We start from the raw sequence: 23,634 nt of genomic DNA on the forward strand, positions 1-23,634 counted from the left end.
CACTGCTTGGTCAGTTTTAACTCCTAATCACTTAGGTATAGGATGAAAAAATTAGCAATTATAATGCTTTTAGTTCTTGTGAATTTATTTTCACAAGAGCCATTAAGCGTAAATGTATTAAATGAAATTAATATTTTAAGTAATGAATTAGAACAAAAAACAGGCGTTAAAGCAAGTGTTTTAATATCTAATGATTTGTCTTTTAAAGAGCTTAAAGAAAGCGTAAAAAATGAAAAAAATTATGCTTGTTTAGTAATGAGTTTAAAAGATAAAAAGCTTGATGTTATTAGTGATTTGGGCTTAGACTTTAGAAGTGTGACTGAATATTATTATTTAAAATATGGATTTTTTCCTACACAAGGTGCGATTTTACCGATACTTACTCAGCCTAAAGGAAATGATTTAGTAAATACTTCAGTATTAAATGGCTTTGCAGAACTTTGCAATGTAATTGCAGATAGTAAAAATGTTAAATTAGAAAATGGTTTTAGCAATCTAAATAGCAATATTATTAACACTTTAAGAATGCTATTTTATATATTTGTGATTATTTTTATATTTGTTTTAATAAAAAGAAAGGTTAAGAAAAAATGATAAAAGAAGGAAGATATTGGCCGTATTTAATCGTAGGTTCAATTATTTTTATGATGATTGCTTGTATTTACACGGTTTATTTATCATTTGATTATCCTGTTGATGAAGATGAGAGCTATTTTTTAAAATATCAAGAAGTAGAGAAAAATTTCGCAGAAATTAAAGAAAGAGAGCAAGAGTTTTTAAACAATTTTGCTTTAAGAGTAATTGGCGATAAGACAAGACTAGATATTACTAAACGCCCTGCGGTTTTTGTAGATAATGTAGTGGAGATAGAAATTAAAGAAAAATCAAAACTAAAAGCAAAAGATATAAGCACTAAAGCAAAGCTTACAAGACCACATACTAAGAATGAAGATAGGGTTTTAAGTGTTGATTTTGATGACAATACAAAGAAATTTAAAGTTAATTTGGGTGAATTATCAGATGGTCGTTATACTTTATTAATTCATTTTAAGATTAATGAACTTTCTAAGTTTTATAAATTAGAATTATGCAAAAACCTTTGTAAATTACAAAAATAAACATACTAATTTCTTACTTCAAATTCCTATTTCAAATTCCAAGTAAAAATTTCTAATTTAAACAAAAGAATTTGAATTCGGAATTAGCATTTAAAAAATATAAAATAATAAATAATTTAACAATATAAATTTATTTAATTAAATAAATATTTTTATAATTTTTAATAATATCTAATAAAGTATAAAATCTTTATAAATTATTTAATACTAAAAATAATAATTGTTATAAATTTCTTGCTAATATCTCAAAACTTATGAATATTATTTAAGGAGAAAAATTGAAAAAGTTAGCTTTAACAATATTAGCAAGTAGCGTGCTTTTAGCACAAGGTGTAGTAAATGTTTATACTTCAAGACATTATGATTCAGATAAAATCGTATTTGACGCATTTACAGCAAAAACAGGCATTAAGGTAAATTTGGTTCAAGATAAAATTGACCCACTAATTGCAAAACTAGAACAAGAAGGTAAAGACACAAGTGCAGACCTTTTTATGACAGTTGGAGCTGGAGATTTATATAAAGCTAAATCAAAAGGTTTATTACAACCTTATTCATCAAAGCTAGTTGATGAAAAAGTTCCTGCAAAATTTAGCGATAAGGATAAAACTTGGGCAGGTGTAACTTATAGAGCTAGAGTATTTGTGTATGACCCAAAACAAATTGATGCAAAAGAGCTTAGCACTTATGAAGCATTAGCTGATGCTAAGTTTAAAGGCAAGGTTTTAACTCGCTCATCAACATCATCATACAATCGCCATTTAATCGCATTTATGATTGCAAAAGATGGAATCGATAAAACTCAAGATTGGGCTAATAAATTAGTAGCAAACTTCGCAAGAGATCCAAAAGGTAACGATAGAGATCAAGCAAAAGCAATAGTAAGTGGCACAGGTGCAGTTGCTATTATGAATAGCTATTATTTAGGTAGAATGTCAGTTTCAAAAGACCCAATTGAGCAGGAAGTATTTAAAAATCTTAAAATATTCTTCCCAAATCAAAATGATGGCGGAACACATATTAATATAAGTGGTGCAGGAATTACAAAATACGCTAAGAATGTAAAAGAAGCAACAGCTTTAATGGAGTTTTTAGTAAGCAAAGAAGCTCAAGAGATTTTAGCTCAAACAAACTTTGAATTCCCAGTAAATAGTGAAGCAAGTCCAGCTGATGTTGTAAAATCATGGGGCGAGTTTAAAGCAAGTGAAATTGATTTTAACGAAATAGCAAAAAATCTTGAAGAAGCACAAGTAATAGCAGATAAGGCAATGTGGAAGTGAGAAAGTTAAGCGATTTTTTTGCTTATTTTTTACTTTTTATAATACTTATTCCTATTTTTTATGTAATGTTTTTTATAACACAGCCGATAAAGCCAAATACGGCTGTGTTGTTTGAGAGTTACTTAGGAGAGTATCTTAAAAATACAGCGATTATTTTATTTTTTACACTTTTATTTTCAACTATAATCGGTGTATTTTTAGCATATTTTGAAAGTTTTTATGAGTATAAATTTAGGAAGTTTTTTCGTTTTGTGCTAGTATTACCATTCGCAATTCCTAGCTATTTGTTTGCTTATGTTTATGCTGATTTTTTCTCGTATTTTTCGTGGTTTAATATATTTTTAAGAAATACTTTTGATATTAAAATCCACTTTGATATTATGAATATTTATGGGTGTATTTTTATATTTACAATATCGTTTTTTCCTTATGTTTATATATTAGCTAGAGGTTTTCTTGCAAGATTTTCAGCAAGTATTATAAATAGTGCAAAAAGTCTTGGTAAAAGTGATACGGAAATATTTTTTAAAATTATTTTGCCACTAAGCCGCCCTGTAATTGTAGCAGGTGCAAGTCTTTGTGCTATGGAAAGCCTTAATGCTTATGGAGCGCCTAATTATTACGGACTTCATGTGTTTAGCACTGGCATTTATAAAGCTTGGATTGGGTATAGTGATTTAAATGCTGCTATTAAATTAGCTGTGATTTTATTATTAATTGTATTTTTTATTCTTTTTGTTGAAAAGATTTTTAGAAAGCCTTATGAAATAAGCTCTAAAGAATATCCTATCACAAGGGCAAAACTTAGTAAAAAAGCTAGTTTTATTATCATAAGTTTATTTTCATTAGTGTTTTTTATTTGTTTTTTACTTCCTATTATTCATATTTTGATTTGGTTTAAGAGAAGTTATTTTGATGTTGATTACTCAGCTTTATTTACGCTTAGCAAAAATAGCTTTTTCTTAAGCACGATTTCTAGCTTAATTATATTATTTGTAGCTATGTTTTTAGCATATAATCAACGCTTTAAAAGTGGCGTTAATAAACTTGCAATAAGTTCTTTAGCAAATATGGGTTATAGCATTCCTGGTTCGGTTATTGCTATTTGTATGCTTACTTTATTTATATCTTTTGATAGGTTAAATGCACCTATTTACGAGTTTTTTGGAATTAATAAGACTTTATTTTTAACACTTAGCCCTGTGGTTTTAATCTTTGCTTATGTGGTAAGATTTCTTTCACTTGGGTTTAATGGACTTGATGCAGGATTTAATAAACTATCAAGCTCAATTATTTATGCAAGGCAAAGCCTTAGTAAAAATCAATTAATAGGCTTTTTTAAAATTGAGTTTATGCTAATAATTCCAAGTTTTCTTAGCTCATTTATATTAATTTTTATAGAAGTTATAAAAGAATTACCACTTGCTAGCTTGCTTGCTACGAGTGATTTTAAAACCCTTTCGTTTGAAATGGATAGATACGCAAGTGATGAGCAGCTTGCTATGGTTAGTGCTCCTGCACTTGTTGTAATTATTACTTGCTTTATATTATTAGTTATTTTTAATTTTATTAAGGAAAGAAAATGAGTTATTTAGAATTTAAAAATGTTACATTTGGATATAAAGAGCCTTTATTTTCTAATCTTAGCTTTAGTTTAGAACAATCAGAAAGGCTAAGTATTTTAGGTCAAAGTGGAAGTGGAAAAAGCACTATTTTAAAATTAATTGCAGGTTTTATAGAATTAAAACAAGGCGAAATTATTTTAGATGGTGTAAATATTTCTAAACTTCCTGCATATAAAAGAAATATAGGTTTTTTATTTCAAGATTACGCACTCTTTCCACATTTAAAAGTAATAGAAAATGTAACATTTGGTATAAAAGATGGCGATAAAAAAGAAATCGCTATGGATATTTTAAACTCACTTGAAATTAGCAACCTAGCAAATGCTTATCCAAAAACTTTAAGTGGTGGTCAGCAACAACGCGTTGCTCTTGCAAGATGTATAGCTCAAAAGCCAAAATTATTGCTTTTAGATGAGCCTTTTTGCGCATTAGATGCTAATCTTCGCTCTTCAATTAGAAGCTTTGTGCTTGATTATATAAGTAAATTAAATATCGCTTGTATTATGGTAACTCATGATTTAGCCGATGTAAATGCTTTTAAGTCAAAAATTTTAAAGCTTACTTGTGGATAAATCAAAGGTCTTTTTTAAACAATAAATAAATAAAATTAAAATTATTAATTCTTTTTAAGTAGTATCTTGAAAAATATTATTAAACTAAAAGGATAGATATGAAAAAATTTTATTTTTCACTTGCTTGTTTGGCTTTAATTGGTTGTGGCGATAGCAATACAGATATTGTAAAAAACGCTACTTTAAATTTTAATAAAACTATGACAATAGGAACTGCAATTGATAATTTTAATGATTGTAAGAGCGTAAAATGGAAAGATACTAGTAAAGGCGGTCAAAATATAGTAACTGCAACTTGCGAAATTAAAAAAGAGATTTTAAAGAATGAATTTAAAGAAAAGCAAGAAGCTTTTGAGAGTAAAAAAGCATCTAATCAATCTGCAATTGCTAAAGAATATGAAACTATCAAAAAGAATTTACAAAATAAATGTAAGAGTGATTTAGAACTTCCAGATCTTCAAGGGATTTTAGAACTTACGAAAAAACATTGCGAATTAACCAAAAGAACTAAAGGTGTTGCATTTTCTTACTTAAAATGTGAAAAAACAATAAGTGATGAAATCAATAATTTTAATTGTGCTCCTAAATATACTGCTTATAATTTAGAAAATCTTTTAAAAGCATTTGCGTATTATAATGCAGAAGGAGAAGAAATTGTTTTATTTGAAACTCCTGTGGAAGTAAAATCAAGAACTTATAAAATTAGTTTTTATGTAAATACTGATAAAACTATTGATTTAAAAGATTCTTTTGTAATTGATGATGATAAAGAATTAGAAGTAAGCGCTGATAGAATGCTTCGTGAATTCTATAAAAGATAAGAACTTATAAATACCTTTAAGACTAATGTTTTTTAATCAGAATTTGAAATAGGAATTTCCTATTTCAAATTCTTTAGTTTTTATTTTGTCTAAATTTTGACATTAGATTTTTTGCTAATTTTTTCGCATCAAAATCATTATAAGCTTTTTTCACATCTTTTTCTAAAGTATTTAGCTCTTTTTTGATTTTTTCATTTAGTTCTGAGTTTTGGAATTTGATTAGTTTTATATTTAGTAATTGCTTATTTTCTCTTACTAATCTTGCAAATTTTGCGAAGTTATTATCTAGCTTATTGTTTAAAATATTTTCTAATGCCTTGCCTGAAGCATCATTATTAAGATTTTGCTTAATCATTGCAATAAAATCACGCTCAAGGCTAAGTAATGATAATTTCATATTATCAAGCTCATTATCGCTTAGGCTTACTTCTAAGTCTTTTTTAAGTCTTTCAAGTATCGCAAAAATTCCTTCTAAAAGCCCGTTTAAAACTCCAGTTAAAAGCTCTTCAGCATAGCTTTGCCATTCATTTGCAAGTTCAATTGCGGCTTTTAAAATAAGTTCAGCAGCATTTATAATCTTATCTTTATTAAATTTAGCATACTCAAGAACATTAATTAACATAAAATTACTTATTAAAAAGCATCTTTCTTCTATCATAACGCTATTTTCAAGCACATTAATGAAAGCATTTTGAGCTGTTTCATAAAGTATTTGCAATGAATTTGCTTCATTTAGCATTAATTCTTCAAGGTATTCTTTTTGAATATCGTTTAAATCTAATTTGCTAAGCTCGTTAAAACTTGATTTTGCTATATCATAAAGCTCGTTTTCTTTTTGCTTTATAGCTTTTCTAATGTTTTCTAATTCATTTGTAAGATTATAGATTTCTTGCTCTTTTATAGACATTTTTGCTCTTAAAAGTGCTTTTAAAACTATGTTTTTATTTTCATTACTGAGTGCTTGTAATTGCTCTAATTCATTGCAGTATTGCTTATATAATTTAGAGATTAGCTCTTCATCATTTGATTTTAAAAACTCTGATTTTGCCTTTTCTTTAATTTCATTAAATAGTATGTTTTTCATAATTATCCTTATAAAACAAATTTAGAATGTTTTTTTAGCATAGAAAATAACTCAAGCCTATAAGCTTCATTAGGCACTTCTAAGCTTATGTTATAGCTTTTATAATTATCGGTTGATTTTGAATTCTCTATTTTTGCATTTTCTATTTTTAATTCTTTAACTAATTCGTTTATATCCTTATCTTTATCTAAGATTACTTTATAACTCCAATTGCAAGGATATTCAATCTTTAAATCAGCTTTAATTTCTTCTAAATTGACCACTTTTGCCTCCGTCTTTTTCAAGTAATTTTATATCATCAATAACCATTGTTTTATCAATAGCCTTAACCATATCATAAATAGTTAATAAGCCAACGCTAACAGCATTTAGAGCTTCCATTTCAACACCAGTTTTTCCTTCAGTAACAACCACAACGCTTACTTTAAAAGCAAATTCGTTATCAACGGGAGTTATATCAACATCAACCTTGCTAATAGGCAGTGGATGACACATAGGGATTAAATTTGATGTTTGTTTTGCTGCTAGAACCGCTGCTACAATTGCAGTATTTATCACAGCACCTTTTTTAGCATTTCCGTTTAAAACGGCATTAAATGCTTCTTCGTTCATTGTGATTTTACCACTTGCTAAAGCTCTTCTTTTTGTGATATTTTTATCACTTACATCTACCATTGTTGGATTATTTTGTTCGTTTATGTGAGTAAGTTGCATTTTTTTCCTTTATTTTTCTATGGATTTTAACAAATAATATAAATAAAATGGTATATTAGCAGTTTTTGAACTTATTTAAGGATATCCAAATGGCTTATGATGATGAAGAATTTTTTGACGAAGACGAATTAGACGGCTTTAGTGAATATGATGATTTTGATGAAGAATTCTTAGATGATGAAGACGAGTTTAGCGACTTTGATGATGAATTTGATGAAGATGAATTAAGCAGTCTTGATGAATACAATATCTATGATGAAGATATGTATGATGATGACGATTATAGTTTTGATGAGGAATGATGCAAAACGACAATCAAAAAGTAGAATTTATACAAGAACTTTACGAAACTTATGAAGATATAAAAAATAGAAATATTACTCTAAAAAGAATATATGTTATTTTGATATTAACTATTATCATAGTTTTTGGCTTTTTAGGTGTTGCTATGCTATTTGCTAAGGAGTTTTTTATATCTTCGCTTTATATAATATGCACGCTATTATTTTATTTATTGCTACTAAATAGGAAGAAAAAATCAATAGCAAGGTATCTTGATTGGTATAGTTTTTTAGGTGGAAGCCTAACTATTCTTATTGCTATTATTTGTAATATTTATTTATATTCTTTAGCTGGTGGTTCGCAATTGTATTTATTGCTATTAGCCACTTTAATTTACATAATTTTTATTGATGATAGTAAAAAAAGAATTATAGTTGCAAATATAATTTATGTTATTTTATTAGCTGCTTTTATAACGCTTGTTTTACTTGATAGCTTAGTATGGCATAACGAAGTTAAAGAAAACCTTTTTAATAATATGCTTTTTGGTATGTCAGTTGTTGTTGTGTTTTTTGGCATTGTTTTTGCAGCAAATGTTGTTGGATTAAAATCAATTGAAGATATAGAAAAATTATCAAATAATCAAAATAAAATAAAAGCAAAAACACAAGAAGACAATAAGTATAATGTAATAGAAAAAAAAGATTTCACTCAAGAAATTTTACAAAGACAATTAGCACAATATGATAATATCAATGTTTGCATATTTGAAATGTCTTTTACACAAAAAGATAAAAGTGCATATTTTAAAATGGACTACTATTATCAAAACAAACTAATGAATGAATTACTTAGTTTATTAAGGGTGTATTACCCAGAGTTTGATAAAAACAAAAAGCCTAGCACAACAATGCTAATTAAATGGGATTTAAACTCTATTATTTTAATTGGCGAAGAAGAAAGCAATAGTTTTTATTTTACACTTGAATCAATTAGCAAAGATTTTGATAATATGGTAAGAAGAAAAAAAGATAGCTTTGATGTATATTTAAAAATAGTTGCGAAATACTATAAGCATTTAAATACAAATAAACGCCCTAAAATATTATTAGAAAAAATCAATGAAGTAATTAAATTAAAATACGAAACTAGAACAATGGGTAAAGAATATATCTTATATAAAAGCGGCATAGGCGAGCAAAATCAAAAGGCGTTATAGTGGTAAAATACGAGATTTTAATTGTAGTAAATAGTGTTTTTATATTTTTAGCTAGATTTGTAAGCGGAGTTGTATTTTCTTATTATGATTATTTAGATTGTTTTTATTGGTGTTTTGCTGCTTCTATATTTTATTTAGGCTTTATAATTTCTGTTTTTATAGGAAGAGGTTTTCAAAAAAGCTTTAATCAAAAAAATTATTTTTTTAATAATTATAAAAAACTATTAAACAAAAAGCGTTCTTTTAGGGCGTATTTGTTTAAAAAAATAACAAGAGTTGATTTTATAAAAATTAGGCATTTTGCTTGGTATTTATTTCAAATAGAAATTATTGCAACTACTGCTTATATATCTTATAAAGTAGGTTGGGGTTGGGGATTTGATTTATATATACTTTTGGTTGCATCGTTTTTTTATCTAAATCTTAGAAAATATAGTCCTGCAATATATTTATTTCCTTTAGCTTATTTTATAATTTATTTAACTATTTATTTTTTAAGCACTAAGAGTAATTATCAAGATGGACAAGTTATTATTTATATAATTAATGTTATTTTTACTATTAGTTCTATTTTTTACTCTCAAGTTATTATGGAACTTGGAAGGGTTATTAGATATGTAAATGATGAAAATAGAAAATCACATTTAAAAAGACTAACAAGCTTTGATACTTTAACAGATACATATCATAAATATTCTTTCTTAGAAATAATGAACGCAAAATTAGATCATAATTCTAATGAAGATGTTATAACTCAAGCAAGCACTATAATTATAGAAATTAGCAACCTAAGAAAAATAAATGAAGAATTTACAACAGAGCTTGGAAACGAAGTTTTGAAAGAATTTGCATATATTCTTAGAAAACATAGTGAAAACTATGAAAAATATATCGCTAGATGGAGCGGTAATGAGTTTTTAGTATTTATTGCAAATGAAGATGAGGTTGTTGTAAGAAACTATATTGAAGAAATCAAGCAAGATGCTATGAGAAATCGTTTTGGTGTAAAAGGAGCTAAAGTTCAAGTTGTTTTTGGCTTATCTCATACGGTTTCTTTTGATTATCAAATCAATAAATTTATAAATGAAGCTTATGAAGAATTAGCAAATAATAGAGAAAAATTAAATTATGAAAAAGGAGAATTATGAACAAGCGTTTAAGTAAAGAACAAGTAAAAACTCTAGCCCTAAGCTCACTTGGTGGGACTTTAGAGTTTTATGACTTTATTATTTTTGTATTTTTTGCGAGTTATTTTTCGCATCATTTCTTTCCATCTACACTTAGCCCTTTTTGGCAAGAGCTAAACACTTATGGAGCATTTGCAGCTGCATATTTAGCAAGACCTTTAGGCGGGGTTGTAATGGCTCACTTTGGAGATAAGTTCGGTAGAAAAAATATGTTTATGCTAAGTATTTTACTAATGGTAATTCCTACTTTTGCACTTGCAGTTATTCCTACTTATGAGACGATAGGATATGGTGCGCCAATAGCGTTATTATTAGTAAGAATATTTCAAGGAATGGCAATAGGTGGAGAATTACCAGGTGCTTGGGTATTCGTAAGAGAGCATAGCGAAGATAACAAAAAGGGCTTATTTATAGGCTTACTAACTTCAAGCGTTGTTGGTGGAATCTTACTTGGTTGTTTGGTTGCACTTATTATGCAACTTAATTTTACTACTGAAGAGCTAAAAGACTGGGGATGGAGAGTTCCATTTGCTTTAGGTGGTATTTTTGGAATAATTTCACTATATCTTAGACGCTATTTAAATGAAACTCCTGTGTTTAAAGAAATGCAAAAAAGTGATTCTTTAGTAAAACTTCCTATTAAAGATGTTATAGAAAATCATAGATTTGGAATATTTATTTCTATTTTAGTTACTTGGGTTTTAACTGCTTGTGTTGTTGTGTTTTTATTAATTGCTCCAAATTTCGTAAAAGCTATTATGAATGTAGAGCCTGTTGATAATACTCGTATTCAAATGGCAGGTATATTTGCTATGATGATTGGTTGTGTTCTTACTGGATATCTAAGCGATAAATTTGGCATTAGTAGAATATGTAAGATATTTGCAATACTTTGGGGAGTGTTTGGAGCATTGTATTTTTATGAGCTTTACATTGCAAAGGATTTAACACTTTTAATATTATTTTATTTATTAGCAACTCTTAGTGCTGGTATTATGAACTTTACACCTTTAATTATGGTTGAGATTTTCCCTGCAAAAATTCGTTATAGTGGAATTAGCTTTAGCTATAACTTAGCTTATGCTATTGCAGGTTTTATTACGCCTATTTTATTGCCATTTTTAAACAAGGTTGCAATTAGTGAAAACCCACCATTTTTATATCAAATAGGTGGCGGAGTTTATATAATTCTTGTTGCTTTTGTTGCATTTATTACGGCTTGTTTAGTATCAAAAAGAATGTAGAATTTGAATTAGGAATTTAAAATGAGATTTTTGTTTTTAATATTGTTTTCAGTGTTTTTAAATGCTGCTGATACAAGTGTTAGCAATATGCACTTGTATGGCGTTTTGACACTTTTACCGCCTTTAATGGCAATTATTTTAGCCTTTATTACTCGTGAAGTAATTTTGTCTTTATTCATAGGTGTTTTTACAGGAACTTTTCTTCTAGCTTTTGCTAATTTTTACACAGCAAATGTTGTAAATGATACTTATACATTTACTTATAATAATCCATCTTTTATGGATTGGGTAAATCTATTTTTAGCATCGTTTTCAAACATAGTAAAGCATTTGCTTGATGCTATGATAGATAGCGATGATGCAGGAGTAATCTTACAAGTATTTTGTATAGGTGGTGTGGTTGCATTAATTACTAAAATGGGTGGAATTAATGCAGTAGCACTTGCACTTACTCGCTTTGTAAAAGGTCCTGTTTCAGCTCAAGTTAGCACTTGGTTAATAGGCTTATGTATATTCTTTGATGATTATGCAAATAGTTTAACCGTTGGTCCTATTATGAGACCAATTGCTGATAAGTTTAAAATCTCTCGTGAAAAGCTAAGCTTCATACTAGATAGCACAGCTGCACCTGTTGCAGGAATTGCTATAATTTCTACTTGGATAGGTATTGAAGTAGGGCTTATTAAGACTGCTTATACTTTAGTTGGAATTAATGATGTAAATGCTTTTGGCGTATTTATGCAGACAATTCCTTATAGATTTTATAATATTTTCATGCTAATTTTCGTGGTTTTAACTGCTGTTCAGCAAAGAGAATTTGGTTCAATGTATATTGCTGAAAAGAATGCTCGTGCAGGAATAGTAAGCGAAGCTGCACTTGATGTTGGAGCTGAGTTAGAGCGTGAGCTTAAACCTCGTGAAGGAATAGAGCACAAAATTAGCGATGCTTTAATTCCTATTCTAACTCTTATTATTACAGCTTTAACAAGTTTTTATTTTAGTGGTTTAAATGCTATTATTGATGATCCTGATAAAGCTGATATTTTAAGTAAGATTGAAGAAAATTATTTAAGCTTTTATGCGATAAGAACAACCTTAGGCGAAGCAAATTCAAGCCTTGCATTATTTCAAGCTGCATTATTTGCTAGTGTTGTAGCAGTTATTTTAGGTCTAGTTCGCAAAAAGATAAATCATAAAGAAGCAGTTGAGACATGGCTACATGGTTGGAAGAGTATGATATTTACAATCGCGATGCTACTTTTTGCATGGAGCTTAGCTGCTATTGTAAAAGAATTAGGAACTCATAAATACATAGTGCAATTATTATCAGGCTCAACTCCGCATGTTTTACTTCCTAGTATGATTTTCTTAATCGGCTCAGCAATGAGTTTTGCAATAGGCACAAGCTATGGAACAATGGGTATTTTAATGCCTTTAGCAATCCCACTAGCACACGCAGTAGGACTTGAATCAGGTATGAGTGGCAACGAACTTCATGAATATATGGTAATAAATATTTCTTGTGTTCTAACAGGTGCTATTTTTGGAAATCATTGCTCACCTATTGCTGATACCGTAATTTTAAGCGCAATGAGTGCAAAGTGTGAATTAAGTGCGCATGTTAAAACTCAAATGCCTTATGCACTTTTAGTGTGTGCAATTAGCGTTATTTTTGGCTATATTCCTGTAAGTTTTGGTCTAAATGTATATTTAACAATTATTTTAGGTGTAGTTATGATGAGCTTAGCACTTCGCTTAATAGGAAAAAAAGTTGAATAAATTTGAATTAGTTTGCAAGGAATTTAATATTCCTTGCGAAAAAATTTATGAAAATGGTTTAAGAACTAGAGTTAATTTTGCTTTATATAAAGATAATGGCAAAATCTCTTATGCTATGTTTAAAGATAAGTGTAAAATTACTGATTTTGATACTTCTTTTATATGCGATGAGATAAGAGATTTTATGCCTAAATTACTTGAGAATTTAGATGAAGTTTTAAAGGATAAATTATTTGAAATTAGATTTTTTAAAAGTTTTTATACTCTAAATGTTTTGCTTTTATATCATAAAGATATTAAAGAATTCAAAATCGGAAATTACTACGAAAAACTTAGCAAATTAACTAAATTAAAGCTAAATATCATAATGCAATCAAGAAAGCAAAGAATTGCCTATCCAAACGATATTTTAGAGCATATTAGTAATGGTATTAAATATGAATTTAATGATGAGTGTTTTATACAGCCAAGTCTTTTAATGAATGAAAAAATGCTTGAGTTTGCAATCTCTTGCGCAAAAGTTAAGCCTAATGCTGATTTATTAGAACTTTATTGTGGTTATGGTAATTTTACTTTAGCACTTGCTCCTTATTTTAAAAAAGTTTTCGCAACCGAACTTAGCAAAAAAAATGTAGAATTTTTAAATACAAATTGCAAAATAAATAATACTAATAATATTTACACAGCAAGGCTAAAAGATAGCGAAGTAAAAGATGCTTTTAATAAAGTAAGGGCCTTTAATAGATTAAAACATATTAATTTAGATGATTTTTGCTTTTCGCATATTTTAATAGACCCTCCTAGATGTGGTTTAGGCGAGTGTGTAGAATTAGTAAAAAACTATGATAATATAATTTATATTTCATGTAATCCATTAACAGCTAAAATTGATTTAGAAAAATTATATAAAACTCATGAATTAAAAAGGTTTGTATTGTTTGACCAATTCATTAATTCAGAGCATTTAGAGTGTGGATTTTACCTAGAAAGGATAAAAGATGATAGAGCTTAGCAAAATATATGCTGCTAAAGAAAAAGTTTATGATGTAGCGATAAAAACGCCTTTTAATTATTCAAGATTTTTATCAAATGATAAATATAGCATTTACTTAAAATGTGAAAATCTTCAAACAATAGGAGCTTATAAAATAAGGGGCGCTTATAATAAACTTGCAAACTTAAGTGATGAGCAAAAAAAATTAGGAGTAGTTGCAGCAAGTGCAGGAAACCACGCTCAAGGAGTAGCGTTTTCTGCTTCAAAGTTTGGGATAAAAGCCTATATCGTAATGCCTGAATCAACACCAGTTAATAAAGTAAGTAGCACAGCAAACTTAGGTGCTGAAGTTATTTTAAAGGGCGATAATTTTGATGAAGCATACGCTTATGCAAAAGAGTTAGAAAAGACTAAAAATCTAACCTTTATTCATCCATTTGCAGACCCATTCGTAATGGCAGGACAAGGAACTATATTTTTAGAACTAATAGAAGAATTAAATAATATTTCTTATATCATCGTGCCTATTGGTGGAGGTGGCTTAATTAGTGGAATTGTAAGTGCAGCAAAACAAATAAATCCAAACATTAAAGTAATAGGCGTTCAAAGTAAGGGCGCAAGCGCTATGCTAAATAGCTTTAATGAAGGTAAAATCATAAACTCAAGCAAGGTAAAAACAATAGCTGATGGTATTGCTGTAAGAGATGTTAATGAAGATTGCTTTAATATAATTAAGCAAAATGTAGATGATATAGTAATGGTTAGCGATGAAGAAATTGCTAATGCGGTTTTATTTTTATTAGAACAGCATAAACAAGTTGTAGAAGGTGCAGGAGCTGCTAGCGTAGCTGCTATAATGCACGGCAAAATCCCTAATCTAAGTGGCAATGTAGTATGTATTTTAAGTGGTGGAAATATAGATGTAACAATGCTAAATAATATCATTGAAAAAGGTCTAGTAAAAAGCTATAGAAAAATGCAAATATGCGTAACTTTAATTGATAAAGCAGGTGCATTGCTTGATTTAACTAAGGCTTTAAAAGATGCAGAAGCTAATATTATTAAGGTTGATTATGATAGATTTGGGGCTGATTTTGGTGATGCAAATATTACAATTACGCTAGAGACTAAAGGTAAGGCTCATCAAGAACAAGTTTGTAAAGTTTTAAGCGAACAAGGATTTATTTATAAGGAGATAAGATGAAAAAGTTTTTAATAGAAATAACTTGCGAAGAATTACCGGCTATTCCTTTTTTAAAAGAAGAGCCAAATATTAAAAATAAATTAGAAACTATTTTAAATGCGAATAATATTATTTTTAGCGATTTAGAGTTTTTATATACTCCAAGACGCTTTTTATTCACTTTTAAAGCCAAAGAATTTTCAAAAGATAGCCAAACAGAGCTAATTGGTGCTCCTAAAGAAGTTGCTTTTAAAGATGGAAAATTAAGCAAAGCTGGTGAGAGCTTTTTAGCTAAAGCAAATATTAGCGAAAGCGAATTAGAGTTTAAAGAAATCAAAGGAAAACTTTGTTTATATGCTCTAAAAACCGAAGCAGGAAAGCATATAAAAGAATTAATAAACGATATTTTAGAAAGCTTTATAACAAGCCTTAATTTTGGTAAAAGTATGCGTTGGGGAGCAAATACTTTTAGCTTTATTCGTCCTATTACTGGGCTATGTGTTATGATGGATGATGAATTAATTAATGCGAAGTTATTTAATCAAGAATCTTGCAAGAGTACTTTCGTTCATAGAAATGTGAGTATGCAAAAAGTTGCTTTTAATACTCAAGAAGAGTATTTTAAAACCTTAAAAGAAGGCAGAGTTATTTTAAATCCTAAAGATAGATTAGAAATAATTCTAAGCGAGATAAGAAACATTGAAAAATTATGGAATTTAAAAGCGGAAATTGATGAAGAATTATTAGCAGAAGTTGTAGCAATTACTGAATATCCATCAGCGCTTTTAGGTAGTTTTGATAAAGAATTTTTACAAGTTGCACCTGAAGTAATCATTACTTCAATGAAAGAAAATCAACGCTATTTTGCAGTATATAAAGATAATTCTTTAAGCAATAATTTTATAACAATTACAAACTCATTCAATCCTGACCTTGAAACTATTAAAAAAGGTAATGAAAAGGTTCTAAGAGCAAGACTTAGTGATGCATTATTCTTTTGGGAAAATGATTTAAAAGTTGGTTTAGAGCCTGAGAGTTTAGCAAATACAATTTATATGCAAGAATTAGGAACGCTAAAAGATAAGCAAGCAAGAGAGCTAAGCATTGCTTTAAGACTTGCAAAGATATTTGGATATGAAAACGAAAAAAATGTAAAAGATGCAATCAATCTTAGCAAGGCTGATTTAAGAACTCAAATGGTAGGAGAATTCCCAGAGCTTCAAGGAATTGTAGGCTCATACTATGCTGCTAATATGGGATATTCTAGTGAAGTTTGCACAGCTATTAAAGAGCAATATTTATATGATGAATTGCCAAGCACAAAGCTTAGCAAAATTATCATCCTTGCAACAAGACTTGATACCTTAATGGGGCTTTTTAGTATCAATAAACTTCCAAGTGGTAATAAAGACCCTTACGCATTAAGAAGAGCGGCTTTAAGCATTATTAAAATTTTAATTGATTTAGGCGTTAAATTTAATCTTTTAGATTTATTAGGCGAGTTTAAAGGACTTTATAAAGCTTATGATATTTCAAAATTAATTAGCTTTATTAATGATAGATTTTCGGCTTTATATCCTGTGAATTCATCTTATATTAAAGCAGTTTTAAACGCTAATAATACTGATATAGTAACGATTGATGAAAATATTAATGCTTTAATTACTTTATCAAAAGATAAAGATTATGAGAGCAAAATCTCAACATTTAAAAGACTTGCAAACATTATTAAAGATAGCAAAGACTTATATTGTGATGAAAGCAAGTTAAGTAATGAATATGAAAGAAAATTACATAAAGCCTATAAAGATATTAGCTTTAGCGAAAATGTTAGCGATAATTTAGCTGCGATTTTTGCACTTAAGCCTATTATTGATGAGTTTTTTGATAATGTTATGATTAATGTTGATGATTTAGAGATTAAAAACAATCGTTTAGCTTTAGTTTATAGCATTTATAAGCATATTGCAAGTATTGCTGATTTAAAAGAAGTAAGTTTTGAAAACAATATTTAAAAACTACAAAGCTGCAAGTTTTAGAGCAAAAACTAGCAGCTTTAAACCTATTAAAAACATTGATTATGTAGATATTAAAGAGCTTTTATTTTTAGATAAAGAATTTAATATCTTAAAAGATAATATGAATAATTTTTTAAATGAATCATTATATCAGCATTGTTTATTAGCAGGGGCTAAAGGCTGTGGAAAATCAAGCTTAATAAAGGCTATTTTTAATGAATTTAGCAATAGTGATTTAAGAATAGTTGAGGTTTTTAAAGAAGACTTGAATGATTTAAGATATATTATTGATGATTTAAGCGAGCTTGAGTATAAATTTGTAATATTTTTAGATGATATAAGTTTTGAGATAAACGATGATAGTTTTAAGGCTTTAAAACCTATTTTAGATGGCGGATTAGAAAGACTTAGTAATAATATTATGTTTATTCTAAGTTCAAATTATAAAAATCTTTTAAAATCAAATAATTTAAATTATCAAGATGCAGATTTTAACGATGAAAGCGATGATAGGTTTGCATTAAAAGAACGCTTTGGAATATGGCTAAATTTTTATTCAATTTCTCAAGAGCAGTATTTAAGTATAGTAAAATCATTTTTTAAAGATGAATATAACGATGAGATAAGAGCAAAGGCTTTAGAATTTGCAAATCTTAAAGCTGCTAGAAATGGTCGTATTGCTAAGCAATTTTATGAAATTTATAGGAAGTAAAATGATAAATGGAGCTAGTATTTTTAAAGCATTATTAAAAAATAATTTAGTAAAACCAATAGAACTACAAAATTATGATGATTTTCATAAATTTTTAGCAATAATTCTAAGCACAAATAAGATAGAAAAAGTTTTTGCAAATCTTGAAATTCCTATTTCAAATTCCATTGAAAAATTAGCAGAAATTGATGTAAAAGAATTAGCAATACTAATTAAACCAAGCGGCTTTTATAATACAAAGGCAAAAAAGCTAAATGATTTAGCAAAAGCTATTATAAAAGACTTTTCAAGCTTTGATGAATTTATGCAAAATGCAAATTTTGAATGGTTTTTAAAAATTAAAGGTGTAGGTTTTGATACTGCTTTAATGCTTAATAATTTTCTTTTAAAAAAGCCTAGTTTAGTAATAAATGCAAACGCAAAAAAGCTTTTAAATATTTTGGATTTTACATTTGAAAGCTATGAAGAAGCAAGTGAGATTTTAAGCGAAGGCTTAGATGATGAGTATTTTTATAAAGCCTTAAATACTGATAATTTAGCTGATATTTATATGAGTTTTTCAGCTAGTATTGATAATCTTATGCAAGAACATTATAAAAATAAAGATTTTGATGAATTAGGCAAAAAAGTTTTAAAGGAGCTAAGATGAATATAAGCGATTTTAAAATAGTTGATTTTAAAGAATCTAATTTCATAAAGCCACTTCGTGCAAGTTATGAGATAAATACTCATAAGGTTGATTGGGATTTTATAAAATCTTTTAACTCTGTTAGCATAATGCTTTATCATAAAGCTAAAGATAGCTTTATATTTGTAAAACAATTTAGAGCACCGCTTTATTATCACGAAAATTGTGCTAATTTAGAAAATGGCTTTTCAATTGAGCTTTGCAGCGGAATAATTGATAAAGACAAAAGCTTGGAAGAAATTGCTTTAGATGAATGTATTGAAGAGCTAGGATTTAAGCCAAAAAAATTAATTTATATTGATAAATTTTATACAGGATTTGGCAGTGGAGTGAGTGCTCAGCATTTGTTTTTTGCAGAAGTTAGCGATGATGATATAGTAGGAGTTGGCGGTGGCGTTGATAATGGCGAGTTTATAGAAAGCGTTTGGGTTAGACTAAGTGATTATGATAGCTTTTTTGCTAACAATAAAAGAAGTGCTTTGATTGATTTTGCTAATTTATGGTTTAGACATATTTATAAAAATAATTTTTAAAAGGTGAAATGAAGATGAAACAATATATTTTAGCTTGCATAGATACTAAAGAAAACGCAAAAGGCGTTTGTGATGCTGCGATTTATTTTGCGAATTTATTAGGAGCTGGTGTTACGCTTTTACACGCATTAGAGCAAAGTGATGATTTAGAGATAAATATCACTATAAATCCTAATTTTGAGCCAAAGGTTTTTGAAGAATTTGCAAAACATAAAGAAAAAGATGAACAAGCTAAAGATAAAGATGGGAAAGAATTATTAAACTATTATCAAAAATATTGCGAAAACGCAGGAGTTATTGCAAATACTCTTCATCTTCATGGAGATTTAGCTAATTTAATCACTATTATTGAAAAAGATTATAAATTATTAGTGGTAGGAAAATTGCTTGATAACGAACAAGATTTGCAGATAAAAGAAATTATAAAAAGCGTTAATCTTCCTATTTTATTAGCAAATAAAGATTTTCATTCTATTGATAAAGCATTATATGCTTATGATGGAAGCGATAATTTAGACAAAGCTTTAAACAAAGTTTTAGTAAATCCAATAATCAAAAATGCTTCAAGAGTTTTAATTCATCTAAGTAAAGATGAGAAAAAAGCTAAAGAGATTTTAGAAAAAGGAAAAAAAGTTTTTGATAAATACAATAAAGCAATAAGCCTTGAGATATTAGATAGAACTAGTCCTAGTGATTTGGTAGATTACGCACATAATAATAATTTTGATATTATCGTAATGGGAGCTTATAAAAATATGGCTATAAAACATATAATTTTTGGCTCTTTTACAAACGAAGTTTTAAAAAAATCAAAGCTACCTTTACTAATCTTAAAAAATTACAAAGAATTTGAAATAGGAATTTAAATTTTAAGTTTATTTTAAGAACGGGGGGGGGTATTATTCTTCTTTTAAGTTTTTTAAAAGGAGAAAATATGAAAAAATTGTTATTTTCAACAATTTGTTTAGGTGCATTATGCGTTGGTGCTAATGCTGATTATTACTCAGGTATTGAGTTTGGCTCAATAGCAAATAAAGCAAACGAAGGCGAGAGCATAGGAAATATGTTTAGCATCGGTGCTTATATTCGTGATTACAAAGAAAGCGATGAAAACTCAAGCTTCGTAAAATCATTTAGAGTAGGCTACGATACGAAGAGTAAAGATGATTATGGCTATACAAATGTAAATGCAGAGCTTTTACTTGGATATGGTATGTATTTTTCATCTGATTTTAGTCTAAACTTATTAGCAGGTGCTGGAATTAATCTTGCAGAAAATAAGTATAAACCACTTAATGATTCAATTAGCGTTCATACACCATACGCAAAAGTAGGATTTAGCACACTTGCTAAGTTTGGCGAGAGCAAACAATTTGGCGTTACTTTAGATGCTTATTTTAATCGCTATTTAGATTATGACATAATTGAAGATAGAAAAGAAAACTTCTTTAGTGCAGAGCTAGGTGCTTTATATAAATTTAATTCAAGCAAAGAAGGTTTATATACTAAAATTAATGTAGGAACAAAGGATTCATTATTTTCAGACAAACTAAACAATACTTATTTTAATATCGGCTTAGGCTATAAATTCTAATTTAACTAATTTTATCCGTGCTTTTTGGCACGGACTTCTTTTGATTTTCATTTATTTTTTTAAGCTTATTTTAAGAATGGGGGGGGGGTATTATTCTCTTTTTGACTTTAAAAGGAGAATGAATGAAAAAATTGTTATTTTCAACAATTTGTTTAAGTGCATTAAGCATTGGTGCAAATGCTGGAACTTACTCTGGCATTAGTTTAGGATTTTTATCTACTTCTAAAACAATTTTTGTAATCAATGGCAAAGAATATTTGGATAAGAACAATTGGGATGTAAATGGCTATATTAAAACCTATAAAGAGCATGAAGTTGATTCTGAGTTTGTTTGGAATTTTGAGGCGAATTATTTTTGGAATAATTACAAATATAAATTTGATGATATAGTTCCGGTTGTTAGGAATGCTCAGTTTGACTTTAGCGCTTTGATTGGATACGGAATGTTTTTTAACGAAGATTATGAAGATGAATTAAGCCTTAACTTAATGGGTGGTCTTGCTTATCATCATATGGGCATTAGAGGCGGTGCTAATTATGGTATTAAGGGCTTAAAATTTGGTTTTAGTGCATTATCAAAGCCATTTGATACAAAAAAATATATGGTAACTCTTGATGCTTATTATAATTTTTATTTAAGCAATGATTATTTTGATGACGTTAAAAAAGATTTTGATGTTAAAAAGAGTAGAAATGCTTACGATATATCAGTAGGTATGCTGTTTAATACTACCGAGTCTCGCTTTAGCCCTTATGTAAGCTCAAAATTAGGTGTAAAAGATAATTTATTTTCACAAAAAAACAATAATATTTATATAAATCTTGGCTTAGGTTTTCACTTCTAATTTAACTAATTTTTATCCGTGCTTTTTAGCACGGAACTAAAATCCTATTTCAAATTCCTTAGAATTTCAAGCAAAAAAATCAAGGAATTTGAAATAGGAATTTAAATATCTAAATCCTAAGATTTAGATATTAAAAATTATGCTAGAGCTTTTTCTAAAGCGTCAAAGTCTGGTAATTCAGTGATTTCAGCGCATACTTCGCTATAAACTATTTTGCCAGCTTTTTGAACAAAAATTGCTCTTGTAGTAAGTCCTTCTAAAGCGCCTTCTAAAACTCTACAGCCATAGTTTTTAACGAATTCGCCGTATCTAAAATCGCTTACAGGAATTATGTTTTCTAATCCTTCAGCTGAACAAAATCTACCCATAGCAAAAGGTAAATCCATACTTACAACATAAACTTTCATTCCAAGTTTATTAGCTTTTACGTTAAACTCACGAGCTTCTTTTGCACATACAGGTGTATCAATACTAGGAACGCAAATTACGATTGCATCTTCATTTAGATTAACAACATTTAAATCTTTTCCTACTACTTTAGTATCTTTTATACTATCTCCAACTTTAATTGCTTCGCTGATTGCAACTGGGTTACCTTTAAAATTAACTTTCATAAAATTCTCCTTTTTTAAAATAAGACAAAATTATTCCTATTTTTGGTTACAAAACGATTATTAAAATTGAAAGTTTTTGAAAATAATTAAATTTATTTATCTTGCATAAAGTTTTCTTTTAAGCTATTATTCGGTTTTTAACTTTATTTAAAAGGAGAAATTATATGAGGAGTTTACTTTGGCTCAGCTAGGAGCACGTTTTCTAAAATAGGTTTTGTCTTAGCCCTTGCAGGTGGTGCTGTTGGACTTGGCAATGCTTGGAAATTCCCTACGATGGTAGGACTTAATGGTGGTTCGGCTTTCGTATTACTTTATTTATTCTTATGTTTAAGCTTAGGTTTATCGTTGTTTTTAGCAGAAATTGCACTAGGAAAAATCACAAAGAGTGATTTAGCGACAAGTTATTTTACACTTGCTAGATTCAAGCCTAATTTGTGTAAGCTTGGTGGTGTTTTTATGCTTACAGGAATATTTGTTTTAAGCTTTTATTTGGTTATTTTATCTTTAGTTTTTCATTATATATTTTTAAGTTTTTCTTTGCCTAATGATATTAAAGAAGCGGGGGCATTGTTTCAAAACACCATTTCAAATGATATTTTTAAAAGTATTTTATGCTTTAGCTTTTGCTTTTTTTTAACGATTTATGTAGTAAGTCGTGGGATAATTAATGGTATAGAAAAATTAAATGTAGTGCTTATGCCTGCACTTTTTGTGATACTTTTATTAATGCTTGGTTTTAGCCTTACTCAAGATGGTTTTTTAAAGGCTTGCGAGTTTTTGTTTAAACCTGATTTTTCTAAATTAGGGCTTAATTCTTTGCTAGATGCTTTAGGTCTTAGTTTATTTACACTATGCCTTGGGATTGGTTGTATTAGCACTTATGCAGCAAGCCTAAATAATGAAACAAATATTTTAAGCTCAAGTCTTTTTGTAGTATTTATAAATCTAATTATAGGTCTTATAATGGGGCTTATTGTATTTACTTTCATCTTTACATTTGGTGCAAATCCTAATGAAAGCGGAGCAGGGTTAGTGTTCGTTAGTCTTACAACACTTTTTGCAAAATTAGGGCTTGTAGGAGAGATTTTAGCTTTAAGCTTTTTTGTGGCTTTATTTTTTGCAGGAATTACAAGTGCTGTTTCAATGATAGAGCCATTTACTTTCTATCTTGAAAGAAAAATGAGTAGAGCAAAAGCTTTAGTTTTAATAGGAGCTTTTGTTTATATAATAGGTATTTTAGCACTTTTAGGAATGGCAGGAAAGCTTAGCTTTGATGCTTTTGGTATGCTTGATTTTTTAACAAGCAATATAATGCTACCTTTAGGAGTATTGTTTTCTAGCATTTATGCTGGGTTTTTGATGAAAAGATATTCGTTTTTTAAAATCTTTTTACCTATGTTTGGCAAAAAACTAACTAAGTTTTATTTTGTTTTTTTAAAATTCGTAACACCTATTGCAATAATTTTGATATTAATTAATAATTTTTACCCCTTAGGAAGTTTTTTGAAGTAAAATGATGCAATTTTTA

25 protein-coding genes are annotated in these 23,634 nt (G+C 28.3%); 21 read left to right on the forward strand and 4 right to left on the reverse strand.

Annotated features, from left to right (window positions below; genetic code table 11):
* Positions 1–42: 42 nt before the first annotated feature.
* From AC1B00_RS01760 to AC1B00_RS01785, 6 genes are all read left to right on the forward strand, one after another.
* Positions 43–594 (forward strand): hypothetical protein, encoded by a 552-nt coding sequence (locus tag AC1B00_RS01760; RefSeq protein ID WP_488847831.1) that lies wholly within the window; start codon positions 43–45, stop codon positions 592–594.
* A complete protein-coding gene (locus AC1B00_RS01765; protein ID WP_488847832.1) occupies positions 591–1,118 on the forward strand; it encodes a FixH family protein in 528 nt (175 codons plus the stop codon). The genes AC1B00_RS01760 and AC1B00_RS01765 overlap by 4 nt, the downstream gene beginning before the upstream one ends.
* Before the next feature lie 278 nt (positions 1,119–1,396).
* Complete coding sequence (locus tag AC1B00_RS01770) at positions 1,397–2,398, forward strand: Fe(3+) ABC transporter substrate-binding protein (protein ID WP_488847833.1); 1,002 nt, start codon at positions 1,397–1,399, stop codon at positions 2,396–2,398.
* Positions 2,395–3,984, forward strand: a complete 1,590-nt coding sequence (locus AC1B00_RS01775) for an ABC transporter permease (RefSeq protein WP_239817883.1) — start codon at positions 2,395–2,397, stop codon at positions 3,982–3,984. The genes AC1B00_RS01770 and AC1B00_RS01775 overlap by 4 nt, the downstream gene beginning before the upstream one ends.
* A complete protein-coding gene (locus tag AC1B00_RS01780) occupies positions 3,981–4,595 on the forward strand; it encodes an ABC transporter ATP-binding protein (protein WP_239817884.1) in 615 nt (204 codons plus the stop codon). The genes AC1B00_RS01775 and AC1B00_RS01780 overlap by 4 nt, the downstream gene beginning before the upstream one ends.
* Positions 4,596–4,693: 98 nt before the next feature.
* Positions 4,694–5,416 carry a hypothetical protein gene (locus tag AC1B00_RS01785; RefSeq protein WP_488847835.1) on the forward strand — a complete coding sequence of 241 codons (723 nt, stop codon included), beginning with the start codon at positions 4,694–4,696 and terminating at the stop codon, positions 5,414–5,416.
* 73 nt (positions 5,417–5,489) lie between these two features.
* Here the strand turns inward: AC1B00_RS01785 and AC1B00_RS01790 are convergent, their stop codons facing one another.
* From AC1B00_RS01790 to moaC, 3 genes are read right to left on the reverse strand one after another with little or no spacing between them, the layout of a single operon-like run.
* Entirely contained in the window at positions 5,490–6,500 is a 1,011-nt protein-coding gene (locus AC1B00_RS01790; protein ID WP_336611260.1) for a hypothetical protein, read from the reverse strand.
* An 8-nt stretch (positions 6,501–6,508) separates the two neighbouring features.
* Complete coding sequence (locus tag AC1B00_RS01795) at positions 6,509–6,763, reverse strand: HP0495 family protein (RefSeq protein WP_239817888.1); 255 nt, start codon at positions 6,761–6,763, stop codon at positions 6,509–6,511.
* Positions 6,741–7,214, reverse strand: coding sequence for a cyclic pyranopterin monophosphate synthase MoaC (gene moaC, locus AC1B00_RS01800; RefSeq protein ID WP_239817889.1), 474 nt, complete (start codon positions 7,212–7,214; stop codon positions 6,741–6,743). Before moaC ends, AC1B00_RS01795 begins: the two co-directional genes overlap by 23 nt.
* Before the next feature lie 89 nt (positions 7,215–7,303).
* On the opposite strand from moaC, the gene AC1B00_RS01805 reads away from it, so the two are divergent.
* The 14 genes from AC1B00_RS01805 (at position 7,304) to AC1B00_RS01870 (ending at position 21,492) form a co-directional block, all read left to right on the forward strand.
* Positions 7,304–7,516 (forward strand): hypothetical protein, encoded by a 213-nt coding sequence (locus AC1B00_RS01805; protein ID WP_336611259.1) that lies wholly within the window; start codon positions 7,304–7,306, stop codon positions 7,514–7,516.
* Positions 7,516–8,715, forward strand: a complete 1,200-nt coding sequence (locus AC1B00_RS01810) for a hypothetical protein (protein WP_488847837.1) — start codon at positions 7,516–7,518, stop codon at positions 8,713–8,715. The genes AC1B00_RS01805 and AC1B00_RS01810 overlap by 1 nt, the downstream gene beginning before the upstream one ends.
* Positions 8,715–9,863 (forward strand): GGDEF domain-containing protein, encoded by a 1,149-nt coding sequence (locus AC1B00_RS01815; protein ID WP_488847838.1) that lies wholly within the window; start codon positions 8,715–8,717, stop codon positions 9,861–9,863. The genes AC1B00_RS01810 and AC1B00_RS01815 overlap by 1 nt, the downstream gene beginning before the upstream one ends.
* Positions 9,860–11,146, forward strand: a complete 1,287-nt coding sequence (locus AC1B00_RS01820) for an MFS transporter (RefSeq protein ID WP_488847839.1) — start codon at positions 9,860–9,862, stop codon at positions 11,144–11,146. Before AC1B00_RS01815 ends, AC1B00_RS01820 begins: the two co-directional genes overlap by 4 nt.
* A gap of 21 nt (positions 11,147–11,167) precedes the next feature.
* Positions 11,168–12,925 carry a Na+/H+ antiporter NhaC family protein gene (locus AC1B00_RS01825; RefSeq protein WP_336611256.1) on the forward strand — a complete coding sequence of 586 codons (1,758 nt, stop codon included), beginning with the start codon at positions 11,168–11,170 and terminating at the stop codon, positions 12,923–12,925.
* The gene (locus AC1B00_RS01830) at positions 12,918–13,937 is read left to right on the forward strand and encodes an rRNA adenine N-6-methyltransferase family protein (RefSeq protein WP_488847841.1); all 1,020 of its coding nucleotides are present in this window, start codon (positions 12,918–12,920) and stop codon (positions 13,935–13,937) included. The genes AC1B00_RS01825 and AC1B00_RS01830 overlap by 8 nt, the downstream gene beginning before the upstream one ends.
* Positions 13,924–15,123, forward strand: coding sequence for a threonine ammonia-lyase (gene ilvA, locus AC1B00_RS01835; RefSeq protein WP_239817896.1), 1,200 nt, complete (start codon positions 13,924–13,926; stop codon positions 15,121–15,123). The genes AC1B00_RS01830 and ilvA overlap by 14 nt, the downstream gene beginning before the upstream one ends.
* Complete coding sequence (gene glyS, locus AC1B00_RS01840; RefSeq protein ID WP_488847842.1) at positions 15,120–17,117, forward strand: glycine--tRNA ligase subunit beta; 1,998 nt, start codon at positions 15,120–15,122, stop codon at positions 17,115–17,117. Before ilvA ends, glyS begins: the two co-directional genes overlap by 4 nt.
* The gene (locus AC1B00_RS01845) at positions 17,101–17,832 is read left to right on the forward strand and encodes a DUF815 domain-containing protein (protein ID WP_239817898.1); all 732 of its coding nucleotides are present in this window, start codon (positions 17,101–17,103) and stop codon (positions 17,830–17,832) included. Before glyS ends, AC1B00_RS01845 begins: the two co-directional genes overlap by 17 nt.
* Positions 17,813–18,481 carry a hypothetical protein gene (locus AC1B00_RS01850; RefSeq protein WP_488847843.1) on the forward strand — a complete coding sequence of 223 codons (669 nt, stop codon included), beginning with the start codon at positions 17,813–17,815 and terminating at the stop codon, positions 18,479–18,481. Before AC1B00_RS01845 ends, AC1B00_RS01850 begins: the two co-directional genes overlap by 20 nt.
* On the forward strand, positions 18,478–19,053 hold the full coding sequence (locus AC1B00_RS01855; protein ID WP_488847844.1) for an NUDIX hydrolase: 576 nt from the start codon (positions 18,478–18,480) through the stop codon (positions 19,051–19,053). The genes AC1B00_RS01850 and AC1B00_RS01855 overlap by 4 nt, the downstream gene beginning before the upstream one ends.
* A 14-nt stretch (positions 19,054–19,067) precedes the next feature.
* On the forward strand, positions 19,068–19,919 hold the full coding sequence (locus tag AC1B00_RS01860) for a universal stress protein (RefSeq protein WP_488847845.1): 852 nt from the start codon (positions 19,068–19,070) through the stop codon (positions 19,917–19,919).
* A 68-nt stretch (positions 19,920–19,987) separates the two neighbouring features.
* Complete coding sequence (locus tag AC1B00_RS01865; protein ID WP_488847847.1) at positions 19,988–20,647, forward strand: hypothetical protein; 660 nt, start codon at positions 19,988–19,990, stop codon at positions 20,645–20,647.
* A gap of 122 nt (positions 20,648–20,769) precedes the next feature.
* Entirely contained in the window at positions 20,770–21,492 is a 723-nt protein-coding gene (locus AC1B00_RS01870; RefSeq protein WP_488847848.1) for a hypothetical protein, read from the forward strand.
* Between the two features lie 137 nt (positions 21,493–21,629).
* On the opposite strand, the gene tpx is transcribed toward AC1B00_RS01870, so the two are convergent.
* The gene (gene tpx, locus AC1B00_RS01875) at positions 21,630–22,106 is read right to left on the reverse strand and encodes a thiol peroxidase (protein WP_488847849.1); all 477 of its coding nucleotides are present in this window, start codon (positions 22,104–22,106) and stop codon (positions 21,630–21,632) included.
* Positions 22,107–22,313: 207 nt separating this feature from the next.
* Between tpx and AC1B00_RS01880 the strand changes: the two genes are divergently transcribed.
* A complete protein-coding gene (locus AC1B00_RS01880) occupies positions 22,314–23,618 on the forward strand; it encodes a sodium-dependent transporter (RefSeq protein WP_488847951.1) in 1,305 nt (434 codons plus the stop codon).
* Positions 23,619–23,634: the final 16 nt, after the last annotated feature.

Source organism: Campylobacter sp. DY7, assembly GCF_057802535.1.

Coding starts and splice junctions, on each gene's coding strand:
- glyS (WP_488847842.1), top strand. CDS start 15,120: ATGAAAAAGTTTTTAATAGAAATAACTTGCGAAGAATTACCGGCTATT.
- AC1B00_RS01820 (WP_488847839.1), top strand. CDS start 9,860: ATGAACAAGCGTTTAAGTAAAGAACAAGTAAAAACTCTAGCCCTAAGC.
- tpx (WP_488847849.1), bottom strand. CDS start 22,106: ATGAAAGTTAATTTTAAAGGTAACCCAGTTGCAATCAGCGAAGCAATT.
- AC1B00_RS01850 (WP_488847843.1), top strand. CDS start 17,813: ATGAAATTTATAGGAAGTAAAATGATAAATGGAGCTAGTATTTTTAAA.
- AC1B00_RS01780 (WP_239817884.1), top strand. CDS start 3,981: ATGAGTTATTTAGAATTTAAAAATGTTACATTTGGATATAAAGAGCCT.
- AC1B00_RS01870 (WP_488847848.1), top strand. CDS start 20,770: ATGAAAAAATTGTTATTTTCAACAATTTGTTTAAGTGCATTAAGCATT.
- AC1B00_RS01860 (WP_488847845.1), top strand. CDS start 19,068: ATGAAACAATATATTTTAGCTTGCATAGATACTAAAGAAAACGCAAAA.
- AC1B00_RS01760 (WP_488847831.1), top strand. CDS start 43: ATGAAAAAATTAGCAATTATAATGCTTTTAGTTCTTGTGAATTTATTT.
- AC1B00_RS01865 (WP_488847847.1), top strand. CDS start 19,988: ATGAAAAAATTGTTATTTTCAACAATTTGTTTAGGTGCATTATGCGTT.
- AC1B00_RS01790 (WP_336611260.1), bottom strand. CDS start 6,500: ATGAAAAACATACTATTTAATGAAATTAAAGAAAAGGCAAAATCAGAG.
- ilvA (WP_239817896.1), top strand. CDS start 13,924: ATGATAGAGCTTAGCAAAATATATGCTGCTAAAGAAAAAGTTTATGAT.
- AC1B00_RS01765 (WP_488847832.1), top strand. CDS start 591: ATGATAAAAGAAGGAAGATATTGGCCGTATTTAATCGTAGGTTCAATT.
- AC1B00_RS01855 (WP_488847844.1), top strand. CDS start 18,478: ATGAATATAAGCGATTTTAAAATAGTTGATTTTAAAGAATCTAATTTC.
- moaC (WP_239817889.1), bottom strand. CDS start 7,214: ATGCAACTTACTCACATAAACGAACAAAATAATCCAACAATGGTAGAT.
- AC1B00_RS01825 (WP_336611256.1), top strand. CDS start 11,168: ATGAGATTTTTGTTTTTAATATTGTTTTCAGTGTTTTTAAATGCTGCT.
- AC1B00_RS01810 (WP_488847837.1), top strand. CDS start 7,516: ATGCAAAACGACAATCAAAAAGTAGAATTTATACAAGAACTTTACGAA.
- AC1B00_RS01785 (WP_488847835.1), top strand. CDS start 4,694: ATGAAAAAATTTTATTTTTCACTTGCTTGTTTGGCTTTAATTGGTTGT.
- AC1B00_RS01805 (WP_336611259.1), top strand. CDS start 7,304: ATGGCTTATGATGATGAAGAATTTTTTGACGAAGACGAATTAGACGGC.